Genomic DNA, 22,232 nt, shown 5'->3' on the forward strand with positions numbered 1-22,232 from the left:
TTATGCGTATAAACATAGTGAACAACAGACCACGGTTACTCCTGATCCTGCTTATTACACTGCTGTTAGTTATCGGCGGTGGGGTAGTGCTGTGGTTATCTAATAGCGAGCAGGACGTACCGCAATTAAGCGAAACTATTGGTCGCGGTGATATCGAACGAAACGTCATGGCAACCGGCAGCTTAAAACCCTCATTGCAGGTGAATGTCGGCGCGCAGGTCAACGGGCAGCTAACCAAACTCTATGTTAAACAGGGCGATCGCGTCACTCGTGGCCAATTGTTAGCTGAAATAGACCCGACCTTGCAGCAAAACGAGTTACGTAAATCGGAAGCTGAATTACAGAGCGCGCAGGCACAAAAGCAGGCAAGCCAAGCATTGTTACGCCAATATCTACTTGAATTTCGCCGTCAACAGACTTTGGCAACGGAAGGTTCTGGTGTGAAAAGTGCGCTAGAAAAAGCACAGGCGCAATACGACAGCCAGTTAGCACAATTGCACGTTAACGAAGCGCAAATTGTGCAAAGCCAAATGTCACTGGAAACCGCCAAAGCCAATCTGGGTTTTACCCGCATCATGGCGCCGATTGACGGCGAAGTACTGGGGATTGTCACCAAAGAGGGGCAAACCATTGTTTCCTCGCAAACCGTGCCGACAATTTTGGTGCTGGCGAATGTCGATACCATGACGGTTCACACCCGTATTTCAGAAACCGATATTCTCAAAGTCAGCGTTGGGCAGCCACTATGGTTCTATGTGGTCGCTGACCCCGAGCGCCGCTATGAGAGCCGGATGGATGCTATTCAGGAAGCGTCGGCAGAAAGCTTGCGCGAAGAGAGTTCCGTCACATCTAACAGTCAGCAACCTTCTGCCGTCTATTACAACGGCATATTCAGCATTGCCAACCGTGAGCGACTATTGCGCACATCAATGACGGCGCAGGTATTCATTATCACCGCGCAGGCGAAAAATGTGTTGCGAGTACCGCTATCAGCGCTGGGGAGTCAACAGTCAGATAAACGCTATCAGGTTCAGGTCATCCAAGGCAAACAAACGGTGGTTCGTGAGGTATTGCTCGGTCTGCGTAATGATCAATATGCCGAAGTAAAAGAAGGCTTACAGCCAGGTGATCAGGTGGTGCTAATGGGTGCACCTTCGGGAGTCACTAATGCGCGCTAATACCATTGATTCACCATGTCCGTTGATCGAACTTAATGGCATTTATCGCCATTTTGCGTCGGGTAGCCAATCGGTCGCGGTCCTTAAAGATATCTCGCTGTCTATTGGTAGCGGCGAAATGGTGGCGATCATCGGTGCTTCCGGGTCAGGTAAATCGACGCTAATGAATATCATTGGTTGCCTTGATAAGCCAACGCAGGGGGAGATGTCGATTCATAACATCTCTACCCGGCAGGCCAGCAGTGAGCAACTGGCGCAATTAAGAAGCCAGTACATCGGTTTTATTTTTCAGCGCTACCACCTGATGCCATATCTGACGGCAACGGAGAATGTGGTCATTCCGGCACTTTACACTGCTATGCCATCTGCTGAGCGTCAGGAGCGTGCGACCTATTTATTGCGCCGCTTAGGTCTTGGTCAGCACCTGTTACACAAACCAGCACAGCTCTCGGGCGGGCAACAGCAGCGTGTCAGTATTGCCCGCGCTCTGATGAATGGTGCCGGTATTATTTTGGCCGATGAGCCGACCGGTGCGCTCGACAGAGCCAGTGGGCAAGAGTTGATGGGAATATTGCATGGCCTGCATCAGTCCGGCCACACCATTATTATCGTGACCCATGATCGTAATATCGCTAATCAGGCCCAGCGCATTATTGAGATAAGCGACGGTGAAATCATTGCTGATCGCCATAATGAGGCGTCTGAGACGGAGGCTGTTCACGCCGCGTTACCCGCCACACTGGCAACGGGTCGGCCACACTGGTGGTTGAGTGTCAGGGAAGCTATCAAAATGGCCTGGCGCTCACTGCTCGGGCATCGTATCCGTGCTTTCTTATCGATGTTGGGCATCATTATCGGCATCTCATCGGTGGTCTCTTCCATGGCGGTGGGCGAAGGTGCGCGTCAAGAAATTCTAAGTGAAATCAGTCAACTGGGTACCAGTAATCTGGATATTCGTCCCGGATTGGGCTGGGATAAACCGCGCCCTGATTTTGAGCGCGCACTCACGCAGGCAGATGTGGCATTACTTAGCCAACAACCCTATGTCGATAGCGTGTCACCGGTGGTGAGCAAGATGGTTGCCGCGGTGCGTGGCGACAAACAAGTGATGATTTCGCTCTCTGGGGTCAGTAACGGTTTCTTTCAAGTAAAAGGGCTGAGTTTTACTGTGGGCGATGGTTTTACCCAGCACCACGTCAATGCGCGTGAGCCGGTGGTTATCTTGCAACCTGAACTCAGTGACACCCTGTTTGCTGTTGGGGAAAATCCGATTGGCGAAATTGTTCAACTCGATGGTATTCCTCTGCGGGTGATCGGGGTCGCCAAGCGTAATGGTTCGTCATTTGGCGGGTTATTGGCCGCTTGGATGCCTTATACCTCACTCACCGAGCGCATTTCAGGTGATATTCCACTCGAATCAATCACCGTGCGGGTACGTGAGGGTTACAACCTGAATGAGGTGCAGCGCGAGGTTGAAACGCTGCTGGATATGGCCCACGGCCAGCGGGACTTTTTCATTCTAAGCAATGACCAGATGAGCAAAGCGATTCAGAAAACCTCTGATTCGATGACATTGTTAATCACTTCCATTGCCGCGATTTCGTTGCTGGTGGGTGGGGTTGGGGTGATGAATATTATGCTGGTGTCAGTGACTGAACGGACCCATGAAATTGGTATTCGCTTGTCAGTTGGTGCTCGCCCCAGCGACATCATGATCCAGTTTCTGATTGAAGCGGTGGTTATCTGTACTCTCGGCGGCTTGATTGGGATTATCGGTTCGGCGCTGGCGGGGGTGATTTTCTCGTGGGTTACCCAAGAATTTACTATGATTTTTACCTGGCCGCCGTTAGTGCTGGCGTGCAGTTTCTCTGCGCTTATCGGGCTAGGGTTTGGTTTTTTCCCGGCGCGCAATGCCGCCCGTTTGCACCCAACCGAGGCACTGGCACGAGAATGAGCAGACTGATTAATGTAGGACTTATCATGCTGCTGTTAACCGGCTGCGGTTCATCACTGAAAAGCGATTATCAGCGCCCCATGCTGTCGGTTCCCGAGGAGTGGCGGGTTAAAGATACTGGCGGGGGTTACCTGCATCACAGTGTGCACTGGTGGGAAAATTTCGATGATCCACAACTGTCTGACAGCATCAGTCGGATGTTGGTCAGTAATAATGACTTAGCTGCTGCTGGCCTGAAGTTACAGCAGGCGCGCCTGACGGCAGGGCTGACCAATACCAATTTGACACCGGATATCACCATGACCGGTGCGGGCAGTAATACCCGTTCGCTGAATGAAAATACCCAGCCGCGAGAAAGCTATAGCACCTCGCTTGGTCTGAGTTACGAGCTGGATTTGTGGGGCAAACTGGCCCGCGCCCGTGAGCAATCCGCCTGGCTGGTCAATGCGACCGAACAAGATCGACAAGAAACTGCACTGTCACTGATTGGGACCACTGCGGATCTCTATTGGCAGATTGCTAAATTTAACCAGCAGTTGGGCTACCAACAGGCGGCGTTAGCTATTTCGCAAGATACGCTCAACATTGTGCGCTCGCGTCTGGCGGCGGGGGATGCCAGTGAAATTGAACTATTGCAGGCACAACAAGCCCTGCTGGATAGACAAAATCAGTATCAAAATCTCGAACAACTGCGGGAAGCTGCACGTAATGCCATGGCACTGCTGTTTAACCGCGCGCCTGATTATCGTCAGGCCGAACGCAAGTCATTGGATTTACAACAGCAAGTTGCGATAGCGGAAAGTTTACCGTTACAGGTGATTGCTCAACGGCCTGATGTGCAGGCTGCCGAATGGCGCTTGCGTGCAGCCTTGGCCGGATCTGATGTTGCCAAGCTGAATTTCTACCCGACCCTTTCGCTAGGAGCGAGTTTAGATGCCGGTAGCGCGGTGTTTTCACAATGGTTTAGCAACCCGAGCCGGACACTCAGTGTCAACAGCGCGCTGCCTTTCCTCCAGTGGAACACTGTGCAGCTCACCATCGAGCAGTCAAAGCTGGAAGTGAAATTGGCGGCTGTTGATTTTCGCAGCAGGGTTTATAGCGCCTTGAAAGATGTCGATGACGCGATGACGGCACGGCTGAGCTATCAGCAACAAAAACAGAATCAGTGGCAAAACCTGCAACTCAGCCAACGTCGGCTAATCCTGACTAACAGCCAATATCAAGCAGGTGCCGTCTCATTTCAGACCTTACTGGATGCGCAGGATGCCCTGCTGACCAGTGAAACCAATTTGCTCGAACTTCAATATAACTACCTAAATGCCACCATGAAACTGTGGTTGGCGCTAGGGGGGGGTGTTGATAACAGCAGGGAAAGTAAAGGAATTAAATCATGACAAATACAAATAAACAGCGCCGCGTGGTGGTAACCGGCTATGGCAGCGTGACCCCGATGGGCATGACGGCACAGCAGAGCTGGGCGGCGATTATGGACTATCAATTGGGTTATCGTTATTACGATAAATCTGAGCAGGGTATCAAGTCGCGCTTTTTTGGTTTGCTTGATGCTGAGCCGAATCTGAAATCAGTGCCTGCGGCTATCCGCCGCCGCCTACCGCGTTATGCCCGTTTGGTACTGGCGGCAGCGAAAGAGGCGATGGGGATGGCCTTCGCCGAGCAATCTCCTGAGGCTTATTATGACTTGTTGGACTGCGGAACCATCATTGGTAGCGGTTGGGCGGGGCAGGATGAAACACATGATAACTATGAAGGTTATCTGGCAACCGGGCTGGGTACGCCTTTTGGCTGCTTCCTCTCAATGCCTAATGCGGGCACTGCGGCGTGCAGCCTGTACTGGGGGTTACGCGGCTATCAGAACTCCCCGATTGCTGCCTGCGCTACCGGGACCATTGCCATCGGTGATGCATTTGAAATTATCCGTAGTGGTCGGGCGTCAATGATGCTGGCAGGGGCGGGTGAATCATTGCGCAGCGATGCCGCAGTATGGAATATCGATATTCTGGGTGCACTGGCGCGCGAGCAAGACGATATCACCAAAGCCAGTTGCCCGTTTAGTTTGGATCGCAACGGCTTTGTGCTGTCTGAAGGTGCGGCGGTACTGTGCTTGGAAGAACGAGAAGGTGCGATTGCACGCGGTGCGACCATCCTCGGTGAGATCAAAGGTTACGGTAACTACTCTGATGCATTTGATTTCACCGCACCGGCGGAAGATCGGGTGGCGCGGGTGAAGACTATCCGTCACGCCTTGCAACAGGCCGGTTTGAGTGCTGATGAGATTGATTATGTGAACTTGCACGGCACCTCGACCCAGCTTAACGATCTCAATGAGACTCAGGCCATTAAACAGGCCTTTGGCGAAGCGGCTTATACCACGCCACTGTCCAGTACCAAATCTTATTCCGGCCATCTGATTGCGGCGGCGGGCAGTTTTGAATCCATTATCTGTCTGCAAGCGCTTGAGCATCAGATAATGCCCGCCACCTGTAATTTGAAAAATGCTGATCCACAGTGCGACCTTGATTACATCAGCGAGGGGCATCGACCTAAAGCACTGCGCAATACCCTAAACCTGAGTTTCGGTTTTGGTGGCGCCAATGCCGCCTTGGTTATCGGGCTGGATTGAGCATGATATTCAACTACACCCTCAGTGATGCACAGCGTTGGGCTGCGTTTTCCGGCGATTACAATCCGATCCATTTTGATCTGCAACATGCACAACGGTTCGGCCAACAGGCACTTACCGTACATGGTATGCGTGCGATGTTAGATATCAAATATCAGCTCAGTGCTGGGTTATTACCCTGCTTGCCTGCAACGGATTTTCTGCGTTTTAACACCCGTTTACGTCAGCCGGTTCTGTGCAATACCCCCTACTACCTGCAACTCGAGCAAGGGGCTAGCCAGGCCAGTGGCAATCTGGTGGATATTGGCAGCGGCGAAAACTGTTTTAACAGCAAATTGCGCAGCGCACCGGCGTTGGTATTGTCAGAAAGCGAGCATTGGTCGGTCCTCTCGGCGGATAACCTTCATCAGTTAAGCCAACAGTATCCAGGAGATGCCACGCAACCTGCTGAATGTTGGGGTTTTTTCGATGCGTTGCTGTTTAAGTTATTAGTCGCCGCCCCACAAACACTAGCCACCGCAAAACAGGTGTTACCGGGCATTCAGGCTGACACCTTGATTGATGTCTTTAAGCATGTGCCAGTCATCCAGACTCACCATGACGTGCATTTCAGTGCTGAATTTATGGGCGTCAATAACCCAAATTTATTTGTCCGTGGCGCATTGCGCTACAGCATCGAGCCAACACTTATCGTCGGTAATGCCGATGATGGTTGGGTATTGCGCGCCGCTATTCAGGCCCGCTTAGATGCTGGGGCATTAATTACCACCGCTGTAACATTAAAAACGTGGCCATTAGCCGCGCACTAAATAAGGATAAGACCATGGAAAAGTATCAACACGTCTATGACACCGTTTGTGAAATGTTATCTGACGCCAAAGATCTGGAAATGTCGGCATTGTCGCCGGATATGCCGCTGCATCAGCTAAAACTCGACAGCCTTGATTATGTCGAGCTGATGGTGCTGGCAAAGCGCGAATTCGGGGCGACGCTGAATGCGGAAATGTTTATGGAAAATCCAGATATGACTTTAGGCGAGCTTTGCCAGAAGTTGGCAGAACAGAAGAAATAATATTATGAGTAGGCAATGGGTATTAATTACCGGTGGCAGTCGTGGTATTGGCCGTGCTTTGGTCGAAGAACTGGCCAAAGAGTGGAATGTGGTCTTTACCTGGCGCAGCGGTGAGCAACAGATTCACGATGTGATAGAAAGCTGTGCCGGCCTGCCTGGCTGGGTAACCCACTATCGTTGTGATGGTAGCGATGAAGCGGATGTCGACCACCTCGCGCCACAACTGCTGGAGAAGTATGGTGCGCCCGGCGCGGTAATCCATAATGCGGGTATTACTGGTGATGGCCTGCATATTCAGCAAAATGGCGATAACTGGCGCAATGTGATGAACACCAATTTGAACGCTATCTTCTATTGGAATAAGCACCTATTGCCGCCGATGATCATGCAGGGCGAGGGCGCAGTTTTGCTGATGTCGTCGGTAACCGCTATCAAAGGCAATGTCGGGCAGAGCGCATATGGTGCCAGTAAAGCCGCAATGATTGGCCTTGGTCGCTCATTGGCGCTGGAGATGGGGCGTTTTGGTATTCGGGTTAATTGCCTGCTGCCGGGGATAATCGACAGCGATATGACGCGCGCGATGCCTGCCGATGCCTTAAAAGGCTTACGTAAACAGATACCACTACGGCGTTTAGGTGATGCGCAAGAAGTCGCCCGTGTCAGTGCTTTTATGATAGGCAATGACAGCCGCTATATGACCGGGCAAACACTGGTATTGGACGGCGGATTGACCGCCTAATTCAGGTAGCCTGTTCAAATACACTTGGCCTGACCCCATCTTGAATTTCGTATGGATGGCGGGCAAAATCCCACTTTTCGCGGTGTTGTTATCAACGTGTTTGTTGGGTAATCGGGGGGCCAGCCCCCCTTTATATCGTAGGTCGACACAGGATAACGGCGGTTACACCCAACCCTGGGTGCGGAACATTTTTAGCACCGAGACAAAGGCCATCATCTCTTCCGGCGTCCCTAACGTGAGGCGGTTCCAACCCACAGCGGGGGGAAATTCACGCCCGACAAACACGTGATATTGTTTCATGCGGTTTTGATAGGTTTTCACATCCCCGTTCACCTGATGAAAAACAAAGTTTGCCTGCGACGGAACATAGGATAATTTCAGTTCGTCCAGGGTCTGAGTAACAATTCGACGCGCCTGATCGGCTGACTGGCGGCTGTATTGTACAAAGGCTTTGTCTTGCAACGAGGCTAAAGCCGCCGCTGCGCCGGCGGTATTGGTGTTATCCAGCGAAACAAAGTTTTCCACCGCGGCTATCAGTTCTGGATGCGCGATACCATAACCTACCCGAAGGCCCGCTAGCGCGTAAATTTTGGAGAATGTCCGGGTGACCAACAGATTTTTGTGGCCGGCTTGAACCAGCCCGATAGCACTGCGAAATGCAGGATCGCTGACAAACTCGGCATAAGCCTCGTCGATGATAAACAAGGTTTCCGGTGAGGCATTTTTAATCCAGGCTTCAATAAGGTTTGCCGGGGTAATGGTCGCGGTAGGGTTATTCGGATTACACAGATAGACGATTGAACGCCCTTTGAAGCTGGCGACTTTCTGCTGCATTACAGGCAGGTCAAATGCCATTTCTTTGGTCAGAACGACTTTCTCAATGGGAATGTCAAAAGGCTTGGCATAGAGTTCGGCGTAGTTAAATGTAGGGTCCGGCACCACGAGCTGGATTGGTGTATTCGCAAGTTCAGCTTGGCGGATAACCGCTTGAATGACGGCCTGAATCGTCTCTGATGAGCCATTCCCCAGCGAGATATTCTCGGTTTTGAGTTGGTATTCTGTGGCGATATTAGCAATCAATTGTTCGCGGGCAGCATCGGGGTAGCGAAATGCAGTAGGCAACGCGGCGATAATAGCCTGATGCGCTTTTGGTGACATTCCTAACGAGTTTTCATTAAAATTCAACAGCAGTGGCTGATGTTCAGTAGGGATCCGCGGTTGTGCGTTTATCTTAGAACTTTTGGCCTGAGCCGTTGAAATAAAGTTACCCAGTGTTAATCCGCCCAGTAATAGACCGGATGATTTTAACAGTGTACGACGATCCATGCTAACTTCCCCTGTATACCCCTTTACTTGTAGTTATAGGTGTATTAGCGACGTTCACTCACCCGAATGGCTTACTGACGTAAGTTGAACTGGATTAATGAGCCTTTTTGAGATTCACCCTACGGGCATGGCATACATGCTGTTCAAATCAGTTCATAACCGATTCTCCCTTCACCTACCGCTCACCTGCAACTACAACTTCTTTGGGTATAACGCTCTGTTACATTTTGTTATAAGTGGGATGAGCATAGCCTGAGGCCTTATTTTTAAGCAATACCTTTTATCATAAACTCATTTTTTACCAGTAACTTACAAGATTATTCTTATCACTATCGGCGAATTCAATTTAGTTTGGGTTATTGGCTATTCATGGCGAAGATATCCGTTACAAAATGGATAATAGCCCCTCAACATACCAACGGGTATTGCGGGGGTAATACTCGTTATTGACGCGGAATATATCCCCCTATCGGCCTTTTCCGACCCGTCATCGTGATGCTGCTCACAATAATTTGTGCAGTTGCCTAAAAAAACACGCCTTTATTGCCAATTTTGCAGCCAATCTCCTAATGACTAATGCAAGGTTATCTTCAATACTGGTAATGTGAAATGATATTCCATTTAAATAGATCCGATGTTTTATTATTTTAAGTGAGCTAAATCATCATAAAAAATAGGGGTTTACTGCGTTAACTGACCAGAGACTCAATGAATTATAAAGGCAGGTAATCAGGTGAAAATAATATCAGTAGATGTAACCGTTTTTTCTTATCCGACCCGGCGTGTTTCTGATACCGCAGGGCACTCGCATCCAGGCGCAGAGTCCTTAGCCAAAATGGCCATGCTGACGCTGACCACTGACGAAGGTGATTGCGGTTATGCATTTGCACCACCGGAAGTGATTCGCCCGCACATCGTCAATAGCTTCTTTAAAAAAGTTCTGATTGGGCAAAACCCGTTTGACCGCGAACGGTTATGGAATGATCTGGTGCATTGGCAGCGCGGCAGTGCCAATCAGTTAACCGACCGGGCGCTGGCCATTGCCGAGCAAGCTATTTGGGATTTGTTGGGGCGCAAACTGGGCCAGCCAGTCTATAAATTACTGGGCGGATATCGCGACAAAGTATTGGCTTACGGTAGCACCATGTGTGGTGATGAGTTAGCTGATGGATTGTCGACCCCGGATGAGTATGCGCGCTTTGCCGAGCAACTGGTCGCCCGTGGCTATAAGGGTATTAAGCTGCATACCTGGATGCCGCCAGTCTCTTTTGCGCCAAGTCCGCAGATGGATGTTCGTGCTTGTGCGGCGGTGCGTGAAGCCGTCGGCCCGGATATTGCTCTGATGCTGGATGGCTACCATTGGTACAGCCGCAGTGACGCCCTCTATATTGGTCGCGAACTGCAAAAACTTAATTTCAGTTGGTTCGAAGAGCCGATGGAAGAGCAGAGCATGGCCTCTTACTGCTGGCTGCGGGAAAACCTACAAATTGACATTATCGGACCTGAAAGTCTGGCCGGTAAATACTTTAGCCGCGCTGATTGGGTGAAGGCCGGTGCCTGCGATATTTTACGCGCTGGCGTCCAAGGCGTGGGTGGTATCACACCTTGTCTGAAAGTGGCTCATCTGGCGGAATCGTTCGGCATGGATTGTGAAATCCACGGCAATGGTGCGCCGAATCTGGCGGTAGTCGGTGCAATCCGTAACTGCCGTTGGTATGAGCGTGGGTTGTTGCATCCATTCCTGGATTATGACGAGCCTGCCGCTTATCTCAACAGCATCATTGACCCGATGGACAGTGATGGCTATGTCTCTCTGCCAACGAGAGCAGGCTTGGGCGAAGATATTAATTTCGATTATATCGCCGCCAATACCCTTAGTGCTTGAAGCCGCGGCGGTGCGAACTGCCTACCTGCGACTCCAATCACTTTGGGGATAACTCTATTGTATCGACCTATAAAAACAAGCATTCAGATCTAGCCTTTTCTTACCGGAGATGGTCCATGAACGCGATAATAATAGTAAGAACACTCCTCCTTACCCTACTGATCACCCTGACGTCGACCGGCGTCAGTGTCGCTAAAACACCTGATGACCAACTGATTGTTGGCATGAATATGAATAACCTGCTGTCGCTCGATCCGGCAGCCATGACCGGCAATGATGCTGTCGCTATCATTGTTAACCTGTACGACTCTTTGGTGGAACTGGATCCACACACTCCCAGTAAGGTGCTGCCCGGTGCTGCCACCGAGTGGAAAATCAGTGACGACGGCAAGTTGATCACCTTTACGTTGCGTGAGGGTATGAAGTTTCACTCCGGCAATCCCGTGACGGCGGCAGATTTTGCCTGGTCGATGAACCGCTTGATGCATCTGAATCTGGCACAGGCCACCACCTGGAAATCCTACGGTTTTACCGCCGATAACGTGGAGCAATTGATCCGCGCCAAAGATCCACTGACGGTAGAAATTGAGTTACCGAAACCCACCGATCCCAAGCTGGTAATTTATTCATTAGGTACCTTAGGTAGTGGGTCGATTCTTGATCGCGCCACCGTCATGCAGCATGAGAAAAACGGTGACTGGGGTAATGGCTGGCTAACCACCAATGAAGCTGGCTCCGGCCCATTCAAACTGGATGTTTGGCAGGCAAAAGATGTGTTACGTATCAGCCGGGTAGATAATTACTGGCAAGGTGACGCCAAAATGAAGCGGGTGATATTCCGCCACATGACTGAGTCGCAGGCGCTGCGCTTAATGATTGAAAAAGGCGATATCGATATCGCCAGCGGGATGTCGGTACCGGATATCAACGCGCTGAAAAGTAACCCGCAAATCCAGGTTGATGAGGTCCAGCGTGGCACTATTTATTATGTCGCGATGAGCCTGAAAGAGCCGCATTTTGCTAACCCTAAAGTACGAGAAGCTGTGCGCTATCTTGTTGATTATGATGGTATTAATAAAACGATTATGCCAGGTTATGGCATCTTCCATCAGCGGCCAATCCAGAAGGGTATGGATGTCACGCTACCGGATCCCGGCTACAAGTTGGATGTGGCTAAAGCTAAAGCATTGTTAGCGGAAGCCGGCTATCCCGACGGTTTCACCACCACCCTGCGGGTATTGTCTGATCCGCCGTTTATTAATGTCGCCACCTCGGTTCAATCGACACTGGCACAGGCAGGGATTCAGGCCAAAATTCTGACGGGCACCGGTAATCAGGTGTATGGCGCAATGCGTGATCGTCAGTTCGATATGCTGGTGGGTCGTGGTGGTGGTGGTGTCGATCCGCACCCGCACTCCAGTCTGCGTTCCATTGCTTATAACCCCGATAACAGCGATGCCGCCAAACTGACCAACTTCCAGGGTTGGCGCACTTCATTCTATGATCAACAACTCAACTCGCTGATCGACAACGCGTTAATCGAGAAAGATCCGGCTAAACAGAAGCAGATGTACATTGAAGTTCAGCAGCGTTATGACGCGCTATTCCCAGCCATTTTGCCGATTTCCCAAATGGTTGATTCGGTCGTCGTGCGTAAAGACGTGATGGATTATGTACCACATCCGTCGACCACAACCCGCCTGTTACAGGTGTATAAGCAGCGTTAAACCGCTGCATGTTGGGGGAGATAGCATGAATGTTTCAGATTGGATGGCTCCGCACGGGATCGTGCGGCGTTTATCGAAGCGCTTTTTGCAGGTGGCCGTAACCTTATTCGGTTTATTGATTCTTACTTTTATTATTGGTCGGGTGATGCCGATTGATCCGGTACTGGCGATTGTGGGTCAGGATGCGGATCAAAGTACCTATCAGCAGGTCTACCTGCAATTGGGGCTGGATAAACCGCTATGGTCACAGTTCTTTATCTATTTTAACTCACTGATCCACGGTGATTTGGGCAATGCCTTACTCACCGGCCGTCCGGTAGTGGATGACATTATCCGGGTCTTCCCAGCCACCATTGAGCTGGCAACCATGGCGATTCTGGTCGGGGCTGGTCTCGGTATCCCGTTGGGGGTCATGGCGGCAGCACGTCGCGGCAAGTTTGCCGACTATGTGGTGCGGTTTATTAGTCTGGCGGGTTACTCAACTCCGATTTTCTGGGTGGGCATGATGGGCCTGTTGGTGTTCTACGCCTGGCTAAACTGGGTGGGGGGGGCAGGTCGGGTAGATATGGCCTACGACGGTTTAGTTGATCGCCGCACTGGCTTATTGTTGATTGATTCGGCGCTGGCAGGGGAGTGGGAGGTGTTTCGCAGCGCGGTAAACCATCTGGTGCTGCCCGCTACCATTCTCGGTTTCCACTCGCTGGCCTATATCAGCCGTATGACCCGCAGTTTTATGCTGGCGCAGTTGTCACAGGAATACATCATTACCGCCAAAGTGAAAGGATTGTCAGAGTTTCAGGTGCTGTGGGGCCATGCATTCCGCAATATTCTGGTGCAATTGCTGACCGTGGTGGCACTGGCCTACGGCTCATTACTGGAAGGCGCAGTCTTGATCGAAACCGTCTTTTCATGGCCCGGTTTTGGCTCTTATCTGACGGGCAGTCTGTTATTGGGTGACATGAATGCGGTGATGGGCTGTGTATTACTGGTGGGGCTGATCTTTGTTTCACTGAATTTACTGTCTGACATGCTGTATCAGATCTTCGACCCGAGGACGAATCAATGATGCTTTCCTCCGAACCCGATAATGTCGTAGCGCGCCCTGAGATGAAACCTCAGGGATGGAAGCGCGGGCTACGGCGGGTAGTTAATTTCTTCCGTTTGTTAATGGGTAACCCGCTGACGGCTATTGGTGTCGCTATCATCGGTTTGCTGTTAGTGGTGGCATTCTTGGCTCCGTGGCTGGCGACCCATGATCCATTGGCGCAAGATCTCAATAACTCACTACAGGCACCCGGTAGCCAACATTGGTTTGGCACCGATGAGTTTGGCCGTGATCAGTACAGCCGGTTGATTTATGGTGCCCGTACCACGCTGTATATCGTGGCGCTGGTGTCAGTGACTGTGGGACCAATCGGCCTGTTATTGGGGGTGGTAGCGGGTTACTTCGGCGGTAAAGTCGACAGTATCCTGATGCGTATTACCGATATTTTTATCTCATTCCCGAGCCTGGTGTTGGCGCTGGCTTTTGTCGCGGCATTAGGCCCCGGTCTGGAGCATGTGGTTATTGCTATTACCCTGACGGCATGGCCGCCGATTGCCCGTCTGGCAAGGGCGGAAACCCTCTCTTTGCGTAATGCGGACTTTGTTTCTGCGGTGAAATTGCAGGGCGCGTCGCCACTGCGGATCTTGCTGCGTCACATTGTGCCGCTGTGCCTGCCGTCGGTAATCATCCGTATCACCATGAATATGGCCGGTATCATTCTGACTGCTGCTGGTCTGGGCTTCCTTGGTTTGGGGGCTCAGCCACCGGACCCTGAGTGGGGAGCGATGATCTCCAGTGGCCGCCGTTACATGATGGAGTGTTGGTGGCTGGTGACAATTCCTGGTCTGGCGATTCTGCTGAACAGCCTGGCATTCAACTTCCTAGGAGATGGCCTACGTGACATTCTTGACCCCAGAACAGAATAAATCAGTGCCTTTGCTGGAAGTGGATGACCTGCGGGTTAGCTTCGTCAATGGCAAACAGGTGACCGACGCGGTGCGTGGTGTTTCGTTTTCCCTTGGTAAGGAGAAACTGGCGATTGTCGGTGAGTCCGGTTCGGGTAAATCAACGGTTGGCAGGGCGCTGCTCAAGCTGCATCCGGCCAGCGCGCAGATCCACGCCAATAGGTTGCGCTTTGCCGAAGTAGATTTGCTGAACGCCAGTGAAGCCCACATGCGTGAAGTGCGTGGTAAGCGTATGTCGATGATTATGCAGGATCCAAAATACTCGCTCAATCCGGTGGTGTGCGTGGGTGATCAGGTGGCAGAGGCCTATCTGGCGCACCATAAAGTCTCGCGACAGGAAGCGCGCGAGCGCGTATTGGCGATGTTTGATGTGGTGCGTATCCGTCAGCCACAAAGGGTGTATCACCTCTATCCACACGAGGTATCCGGCGGGCAGGGGCAGCGCATCATGATAGCGATGATGCTGATAACCGGGCCGGAAATGGTGATCGCCGATGAGCCAACCTCGGCACTGGATGTCTCGGTGCGTTTGCAGGTATTGGCGATGCTGGATGATTTGGTGCAAGAGCGTGGCTTGGGGCTGATCTTTATTAGTCATGATATCAATCTGGTGCGCAGTTTCTGCGATCGGGTGCTGGTGATGTATGCCGGTCGGGTCGTGGAGTCGATCGCGGCCTGTGACCTTGATCAGGCGCAACACCCCTATACCCGTGGTTTGCTAAATGCATTACCGGATATCGGTAACCGCCGTGATCGCTTGCCGGTTATGGTGCGTGATCCGGCCTGGATGAATGGTTAAGGAGCCTGTTATGTCTGCAAATGCGATGATTGAAATCAATAACCTTAACCTTATTTTTGGTGAAGGCAGCCAGCAGAATCAGGTGTTGTTTGATGTTAATCTGACGGTGAATAACGGTGAGATTTTTGGCTTGGTTGGGGAGTCCGGTTCGGGTAAAACCACAGTGCTGAAATGCCTGGCGGGGCTGTTTAACCATTGGAGCGGTCAGCTAACCTTGAATCAGATCCCCTTGGCACACCGGATTGAGCGTGAGCGCTGCCGCCATGTTCAGATGGTGTTTCAGGATCCCTATGGTTCGCTGCACCCGCGTCATACCATCGAATACATTTTGTCTGAGCCACTGATTATCCATGGCATTGGTGATCGCGACCAACGGATCGACACTATTTTAGATAAAGTGGGCCTCAACCGGCAGTTTCGCCAGCGCTATCCCCATCAGCTCTCGGGTGGGCAGCGCCAGCGCGTCGCCATTGCGCGGGCATTGATTCTTGAGCCGCGGGTATTGCTGCTGGATGAACCGACCTCGGCTCTGGATGTGTCGGTGCAGGCTGAGATCCTAAATCTGCTGGCTGAGTTGCAACAGCGGGAGAAACTAACCTATCTGATGGTAACTCATGATTTGGGGGTCATTGCTCATCTTTGCCATCGGGTTGCGGTGATGCAACATGGCCGGATTCTGGAAACACTGAACACTGAGGATTTGACCACTGATTGCGAAAAAACCGCTTATACCCATATGCTGGTAGATGCCAGCCGCCACTATAGCCGTGATTTGGCGCAAAAAGCTGCCGAGATGTCGTAATCGCGTCAGGCGCTTCTGCGAGGGAGCGCCTGCGCCTCAGGACTCATCAGCCATCTTCTTAAGCCACTGAATAAAGGCGTTAATCTTCGGCCATTGCCGGTCGGATAATGTTGAAATGTAATAGCGTTGTTCACATCTGACTTCCATGTCGGGGAACGGCATAATCAACTCTTGGTTTTCCAACCGTTTATTGACCAGCTTTTTACGGCCCATCGCCACCCCAACATGATTTATGGCTGCGATAATCGCCAAATCGGAGCGATCAAACCCCATGCTGCGCTGGGTGGGATCAAGATCAAAACCGATTTGCTGACTCCAGCTATTCCACTCACTGCGATCGGAATCATAGCTCCAGGCTTGCCGATCGTGCAGTAAGGTGCACTGCCGCAGATTGATCAGATTGCCGTGTAACTGATGTTTTTCCGCATATTCCGGGCTGCACACGGGGACCATCGATTCATCCATCAGGTGCTGATATGACAGTTTCTCCGGCGTTTTATCATCGAAATAAATCGCTAAATCAATGCCGCCGCCCTGAAAGTTAACATTCTCATTGCCGGTCAGAATATTCAGGCTAATGGCCGGATAGCGATGGGCAAAGTCCGCCAATTTTGGTACCAGCCAACATTGGGCGATGGATGGCCGGGAATAGACGGTTAATGTACCGGACAACTCCTGATTTTTTATCTCCAAAATTTCCTGATTCAGGTACTCCAGCGACGATTTAAGTACCCAAAAGACGCGTTCCCCCTCGCTGGTGAGTTCCACTTTACGATGAAAACGCTGGAACAGTTTGAACCCCAACTCCTCTTCCAAACTATTGATCCGGTGGCTAACGGCACTGGGGCTGATGGATAACTCATCAGCCGCCAGCGCAAATGAGCTGTGCCGCGCGGCAATTTCAAAGGTATAGAGTTTGGATAGCTGATAACCATTAAGCAGCTTATTACGGGTGATATAGCTTTTTTCCGGGTACATGGCGGCGGCTCAGATAATCATTTTTGACTCAATAGCATATCGTATTTATTGCTGGAGCAGATATTTAGGGTTATCTAATGTGATGCAAACCTGAATAAATCATAAAACTTTGACTGATATTACCTATTTGGGTCAATCTAGCTCATCTTAAGCTGGATTTTCATCATTTGTCAGCCCCGGCTAATTCTTATTCAATAGTGATAGAACTTATTATTAGATGAGGTTGGCTATGGACTCACAAATATGGGTAGTGGGTACGTTATTATCAAGTATCATTATTATCATCTTCACCATTGTAAAACTGAAAATACATCCTTTTCTGGCGCTATTATTAGCCAGTTTTTATGTCGGGCTATTAATGGGCATGAATCCCATTGAGATGGTTAATTCCATTGAAAGTGGGATTGGCGGGACGCTGGGCTTTTTAGCCGCAGTGATCGGGCTGGGCACCATTTTAGGCAAAATGATGGAGATATCGGGTGCGGCAGAGCGTATCGGTATCACCTTACAACGTTGCCGCTGGCTATCACCTGATGTCACGATGGTGTTAGTTGGGTTGATCTGTGGCATTACGCTATTTGTTGAAGTGGGTGTGGTGTTATTGATTCCACTGGCTTTTTCCATCGCAAGAAAGACCAATACTTCGCTATTAAAACTGGCAATCCCGTTGTGTACGGCGCTAATGGCCGTTCACTGTGTGGTACCACCGCATCCGGCAGCCATGTATGTCACCAATGCCTTAGGGGCTGACATTGGCACTGTGATTGTCTACGGGCTGGTGGTTGGGCTGTCAGCATCATTAATTGGTGGGCCGTTATTCTTACGGCTAGTGGGTAATCGACTGCCCTTTAAAGCGGTACCGCAAGCGTTCTCTGAAATTAAAGTGCGCAATGAAGATGAATTACCCTCTCTGGGGGCAACTCTATTTACCGTATTACTGCCCATTATTCTGATGTTGGCGAAAACCGCCGCAGAACTGAATATGGAAAAAGGCACTCCGTTATATTCAGTATTATCGTTTATCGGTAACCCCATTACCGCCATGTTTATTGCCGCATTTGCGGCCTACTACATGCTGGGCATTCGCCAAAATATGGGTATGAGTGCGCTGCTGGCTAAAACCGAAGATGGTTTCTCCTCGATTGCTAATATCCTGTTGATTATCGGTGCCGGTGGGGCTTTTAACGGCATATTAAAAGCCAGTGGTTTGGCAGATACGCTGGCAGTGATTTTATCCAATCTGGATATGCACCCGATTCTACTGGCCTGGTTGGTGGCCTTGATTCTGCATGCGGCGGTTGGCTCGGCTACGGTAGCAATGATGGGGGCGACGGCGATAGTGGCACCGATATTACCAATGTATCCCAATGTCAGCCCAGAAATTATCACCTTAGCGATTGGCTCCGGTGCCATTGGTTTCACCATCGTCACTGACTCGCTATTCTGGTTGGTAAAGCAATACTGCGGTGCCACCCTTAATGAGACCTTTAAATATTACACCACCGCGACGTTCATCGCCTCGGTGATCGCATTAGGTACGACCTTCCTACTTTCTTACATTATATGACCGAAAAGAGACATACTATGAAACACACTGAAATTGATAAATTAATTACCGACTTTCCTTTGGTCAAAAAGCTTATCAATTTAGAGGAGGTCACTTGGTTTAACCCGTTATCGACCATATTGGCAGAGGGATTGCCATATGTTGGATTAACGCCGTGGGATGTGGCGGATGCCGAGGCACGGCTGCAACGCTTTGCGCCCTATCTGTGTCAGGCATTCCCTGAAACACAAAAAACTCACGGTATTATTGAATCTGATATCGTGGCGATTCCCACCATGAAAGAGACGTTGCAACAGCGATACGGCGTTGAAATTAGCGGTCGACTGCTATTAAAAAAAGATAGCCACCTGCCGATTTCTGGTTCGATTAAAGCGCGTGGCGGCATTTATGAAGTGTTAACCCATGCTGAAAAGTTGGCGCTACAGGCTGGGTTATTGGCCGAAACCGATGATTACAGCAAACTGTTCTCAGATGATTTCCGCCAATTTTTCAGCCAGTACAGTATTGCGGTGGGGTCTACCGGTAATCTGGGGATGTCGATTGGCATCATGAGTGCCAAGCTGGGGTTCAGTGTCAGTGTGCATATGTCTGCCGATGCGCGTGAATGGAAAAAACGCAAACTGCGGGAACACGGTGTAAATGTAGTTGAGTATGCACAGGACTACGGCGTGGCGGTGGCACAAGGGCGCAAAGAGGCAGAATCTGATCCGAATTGCTTCTTTATCGACGATGAGAACTCGCCAACACTCTTTTTGGGCTACTCGGTGGCAGGCAGCCGGCTGAAAAAACAGTTTGCCGAGCAGCAGATTGTGGTTGATGAAAACCATCCGCTGTTCGTTTATCTGCCTTGTGGGGTTGGTGGTGGCCCTGGCGGGGTTGCTTTCGGCCTGAAGCTAGCGTTTGGTGACCATGTGCACTGCATTTTTGCCGAACCGAGTCATTCGCCGTGCATGCTATTAGGTGTCTATACTGGCCGGCATGATGGTATCTCCGTGCAGGATATTGGTATCGACAACATCACCGCCGCAGATGGTTTGGCGGTAGGGCGGGCATCAGGATTTGTTGGCCGCGCTATGGAACATTTACTGGACGGTTTCTATACCTTAAGTGATGCTGAGATGTACGATCTGCTCGGCTTGCTAAATCGCGATGAAGGTATTCAGTTGGAGCCTTCGGCACTGGCTGGAATGCCGGGTGCGGCGCGGGTAAATCAGTGTTCTGACTATTTAAGTAATAACCACTTTAGTGCTGAGAAAATGCAGAATGCGACCCATCTGGTTTGGGCTACCGGCGGTGGGATGGTACCTGCCGAAGAGATGAAAAAGTATCTCGCAACAGCAAAGATTTGATTTCATGAGATGATAACAATATAAAAACGGGGTAAATGATTACCCCGTTTTTATATGGGGGATTATGTTATCGGCTGGGCGTCGCCAGCGATGGGAGATAGGTCAACATCGTTGCCGCCTTCTTACATCATAAAAGCAATTTGATCATGATAGCTCTCAGGGATCTGTTTGGTCGGTTATTGCGTTGCGGTAATGTGTGGTGCGACATCTTTATATCTATATTATTGATAGGGGAATTTAACTAAATCATCGCGCCATGGCGGATGAAAAGGTAAAGGGATGTCGCAATGGAAAGAATGGCGTTAGCTGCCGGTGGTGTCGCTGCTCAAAAATCGCCCGGTAGAATTATGCTCGCGGGCGGCGCGCTTGGCGTGGTTTTCGGCGATATCGGTACCAGCCCTCTCTATACACTGAAAACCGTCCTGTTGCTGTCAGGAAATAACCCGACACCTGCAGTGATAATGGGTTTGTTATCACTGATTATCTGGACACTGATTCTGGTTACCTCGGTAAAGTATGCCGTTTTCGCCATGCGTATTGATAACAATGGTGAAGGGGGCATTATGGCCTTAATGTCGCTGTTGGTACGTAAGGGGAAGGGGAACAAGTGGGTTATTTTTTCTGCTTTACTCGGAGCGGCATTAATTTACGGTGATGGTGCCATTACGCCAGCGATATCTGTACTCTCAGCCCTTGAAGGTCTGAAAATTGTTCTCCCAGACGCTCAACCCTATATTTTACCTGGGACAGTTATTATTTTGGTTGCGTTATTTGCTCTTCAGCCTTTTGGTACCGCAAAAATAGGCAAAGTTTTTGGCCCCATTATGGCACTGTGGTTTTTCGCTATTGCGGGGCTGGGAATATGGGGGATAGTTCAACACCCAGCAGTGTTGCTGGCTATTAATCCATACTATGGCATCAAGTTCTTGTTTTCCCATGGCTTTGCCAGCTTTCTGGTATTAGGCGGTATTTTCCTGTGTGTCACGGGGGCGGAAGCCTTATATGCGGACATGGGGCATTTTGGTAAAAAACCTATCTGGATGGCGTGGTTCGGTTTGGTTTTTCCCAGCCTGTTACTTAATTATGCCGGTCAGTCGGCGCTGATTTTAGCCGGTGCTGATATTTCACATAATATCTTCTTCCGCTTGTGCCCGCCGATAATGCAACTTCCGTTGGTGATTCTGGCGACACTCGCGACCATTATTGCCAGTCAGGCGATTATTACCGGCGCGTTTTCCATGACTCGCCAAGCGATTCAATTAGGGTGGCTACCTCGTTTGCGGATTAAGCAGACAGCCGCTGAGAGCTACGGGCAAATTTATATTGGCACGATCAATTGGCTATTAATGATAGTGACTATATTTCTGGCTGTATTCTTTAAATCCTCTGAAAACCTGGCCGCAGCTTACGGTATTGCAGTGTCGTTAACGATGTTGATGACGTCTGGTTTGTTATTTGTCGCTATGCGCAAGATATGGCGTTGGAATTTACCAACCAGTATGTTAGTGGCGGGGGGATTTCTGATTATCGATACCAGCTTTTTAATCGCTAATCTCATCAAAGTGTTGGACGGCGGTTATATCCCGCTGCTGCTGGCGACCGTGGTCTGTACAGTGATGTTGGTATGGCACCGAGGGGTTAAAGCAACCTCACTCGCTATCAGCGAGAAAGTGGTGGGAAGCGATGAATTCTTTAGTAAAATCCGCGATAAAAATATCCCTCGAGTATCGGGTTCTGCGGTGTTTTTGACCCGCACTCAGAATGAGATTCCCCCAGTCATGCGCTGGCATGTGGCCCGTAATCGCGCCCTACAACAGAAGGTGTTATCACTGACGATCACTATTTTGAATGTTCCACGGGCGGAGGCGGCAGAGCGGCTGGTGATGACCGAGCAAGCGCCAGATTATTGGCGCGGAACGGCACAATACGGTTTTATGGAGCGGCCGCATATACCGGCATTATTACAACGTATTGCCGATATGGATTGTCAGTTTGAGCTGGATGATGTGACCTATTATTTAGGCCATGAAACCATTGTGGGCCGTGAAGATGGCAGGGGATTACCGGCATGGCAACGAAGCAGCTTTGCTTTTATGGTCAGAAATTGCACTCATGTGACTGATTACTATCATTTACCCAGCGATCAGGTGGTAGAGATTAGCCGGCGGGTCGCTATCTAGCCAATTAAAAGCCGCCAGCGTAAAA

General features: G+C 50.4%; 18 protein-coding genes. 16 read left to right on the forward strand and 2 right to left on the reverse strand.

What is annotated here, in order from left to right; all coding sequences use genetic code 11:
- The first annotated feature begins 2 nt into the window (after positions 1 to 2).
- From Q2T72_RS04395 to Q2T72_RS04425, 7 genes are read left to right on the forward strand one after another with little or no spacing between them, the layout of a single operon-like run.
- Complete coding sequence (locus Q2T72_RS04395) at positions 3 to 1,178, forward strand: efflux RND transporter periplasmic adaptor subunit (protein WP_083160361.1); 1,176 nt, start codon at positions 3 to 5, stop codon at positions 1,176 to 1,178.
- Positions 1,168 to 3,132 carry an ABC transporter permease gene (locus Q2T72_RS04400; protein ID WP_372568711.1) on the forward strand — a complete coding sequence of 655 codons (1,965 nt, stop codon included), beginning with the start codon at positions 1,168 to 1,170 and terminating at the stop codon, positions 3,130 to 3,132. The genes Q2T72_RS04395 and Q2T72_RS04400 overlap by 11 nt, the downstream gene beginning before the upstream one ends.
- The gene (locus Q2T72_RS04405) at positions 3,129 to 4,526 is read left to right on the forward strand and encodes an efflux transporter outer membrane subunit (RefSeq protein WP_372568712.1); all 1,398 of its coding nucleotides are present in this window, start codon (positions 3,129 to 3,131) and stop codon (positions 4,524 to 4,526) included. Before Q2T72_RS04400 ends, Q2T72_RS04405 begins: the two co-directional genes overlap by 4 nt.
- Entirely contained in the window at positions 4,523 to 5,773 is a 1,251-nt protein-coding gene (locus Q2T72_RS04410; protein WP_372568713.1) for a beta-ketoacyl-[acyl-carrier-protein] synthase family protein, read from the forward strand. The genes Q2T72_RS04405 and Q2T72_RS04410 overlap by 4 nt, the downstream gene beginning before the upstream one ends.
- A gap of 2 nt (positions 5,774 to 5,775) precedes the next feature.
- A complete protein-coding gene (locus Q2T72_RS04415) occupies positions 5,776 to 6,582 on the forward strand; it encodes a MaoC/PaaZ C-terminal domain-containing protein (RefSeq protein ID WP_083160355.1) in 807 nt (268 codons plus the stop codon).
- A 14-nt stretch (positions 6,583 to 6,596) separates the two neighbouring features.
- Positions 6,597 to 6,845: an acyl carrier protein gene (locus tag Q2T72_RS04420; protein ID WP_042568505.1), complete on the forward strand. Its 249-nt coding sequence runs from the start codon at positions 6,597 to 6,599 to the stop codon at positions 6,843 to 6,845.
- Between the two features lie 4 nt (positions 6,846 to 6,849).
- A complete protein-coding gene (locus tag Q2T72_RS04425) occupies positions 6,850 to 7,584 on the forward strand; it encodes an SDR family NAD(P)-dependent oxidoreductase (RefSeq protein WP_372568714.1) in 735 nt (244 codons plus the stop codon).
- Positions 7,585 to 7,746: 162 nt separating this feature from the next.
- Here Q2T72_RS04425 and Q2T72_RS04430 read toward each other — a convergent pair whose 3' ends face one another.
- Positions 7,747 to 8,910 carry a histidinol-phosphate transaminase gene (locus Q2T72_RS04430; protein ID WP_372568715.1) on the reverse strand — a complete coding sequence of 388 codons (1,164 nt, stop codon included), beginning with the start codon at positions 8,908 to 8,910 and terminating at the stop codon, positions 7,747 to 7,749.
- Positions 8,911 to 9,643: 733 nt separating this feature from the next.
- On the opposite strand from Q2T72_RS04430, the gene Q2T72_RS04435 reads away from it, so the two are divergent.
- The 6 genes from Q2T72_RS04435 (at position 9,644) to Q2T72_RS04460 (ending at position 16,133) form a co-directional block, all read left to right on the forward strand.
- Positions 9,644 to 10,795 carry a mandelate racemase family protein gene (locus Q2T72_RS04435; protein ID WP_372558083.1) on the forward strand — a complete coding sequence of 384 codons (1,152 nt, stop codon included), beginning with the start codon at positions 9,644 to 9,646 and terminating at the stop codon, positions 10,793 to 10,795.
- Positions 10,796 to 11,019: 224 nt separating this feature from the next.
- Entirely contained in the window at positions 11,020 to 12,522 is a 1,503-nt protein-coding gene (locus Q2T72_RS04440) for an ABC transporter substrate-binding protein (RefSeq protein ID WP_372569854.1), read from the forward strand.
- Between the two features lie 25 nt (positions 12,523 to 12,547).
- Entirely contained in the window at positions 12,548 to 13,588 is a 1,041-nt protein-coding gene (locus Q2T72_RS04445) for an ABC transporter permease (protein ID WP_050132832.1), read from the forward strand.
- A gap of 41 nt (positions 13,589 to 13,629) precedes the next feature.
- Positions 13,630 to 14,493 carry an ABC transporter permease gene (locus Q2T72_RS04450; RefSeq protein ID WP_072088690.1) on the forward strand — a complete coding sequence of 288 codons (864 nt, stop codon included), beginning with the start codon at positions 13,630 to 13,632 and terminating at the stop codon, positions 14,491 to 14,493.
- Entirely contained in the window at positions 14,456 to 15,331 is an 876-nt protein-coding gene (locus tag Q2T72_RS04455; protein ID WP_372558084.1) for an ABC transporter ATP-binding protein, read from the forward strand. Before Q2T72_RS04450 ends, Q2T72_RS04455 begins: the two co-directional genes overlap by 38 nt.
- A gap of 25 nt (positions 15,332 to 15,356) precedes the next feature.
- Positions 15,357 to 16,133, forward strand: coding sequence for an ABC transporter ATP-binding protein (locus tag Q2T72_RS04460; RefSeq protein ID WP_083163844.1), 777 nt, complete (start codon positions 15,357 to 15,359; stop codon positions 16,131 to 16,133).
- 36 nt (positions 16,134 to 16,169) lie between these two features.
- Here the strand turns inward: Q2T72_RS04460 and dsdC are convergent, their stop codons facing one another.
- A complete protein-coding gene (gene dsdC, locus Q2T72_RS04465; RefSeq protein ID WP_050089255.1) occupies positions 16,170 to 17,111 on the reverse strand; it encodes a DNA-binding transcriptional regulator DsdC in 942 nt (313 codons plus the stop codon).
- A 229-nt stretch (positions 17,112 to 17,340) separates the two neighbouring features.
- On the opposite strand from dsdC, the gene dsdX reads away from it, so the two are divergent.
- The 3 genes from dsdX (at position 17,341) to Q2T72_RS04480 (ending at position 22,207) form a co-directional block, all read left to right on the forward strand.
- Positions 17,341 to 18,678 carry a D-serine transporter DsdX gene (gene dsdX, locus Q2T72_RS04470; protein ID WP_372568716.1) on the forward strand — a complete coding sequence of 446 codons (1,338 nt, stop codon included), beginning with the start codon at positions 17,341 to 17,343 and terminating at the stop codon, positions 18,676 to 18,678.
- Between the two features lie 17 nt (positions 18,679 to 18,695).
- Positions 18,696 to 20,027, forward strand: coding sequence for a D-serine ammonia-lyase (locus tag Q2T72_RS04475; RefSeq protein ID WP_372568717.1), 1,332 nt, complete (start codon positions 18,696 to 18,698; stop codon positions 20,025 to 20,027).
- Positions 20,028 to 20,323: 296 nt separating this feature from the next.
- A complete protein-coding gene (locus Q2T72_RS04480) occupies positions 20,324 to 22,207 on the forward strand; it encodes a potassium transporter Kup (RefSeq protein WP_372569855.1) in 1,884 nt (627 codons plus the stop codon).
- Positions 22,208 to 22,232: the final 25 nt, after the last annotated feature.

Origin of the sequence: Yersinia sp. 2466 StPb PI, assembly GCF_041538325.1 — a bacterium.
Lineage (GTDB): Bacteria > Pseudomonadota > Gammaproteobacteria > Enterobacterales > Enterobacteriaceae > Yersinia > Yersinia enterocolitica_E.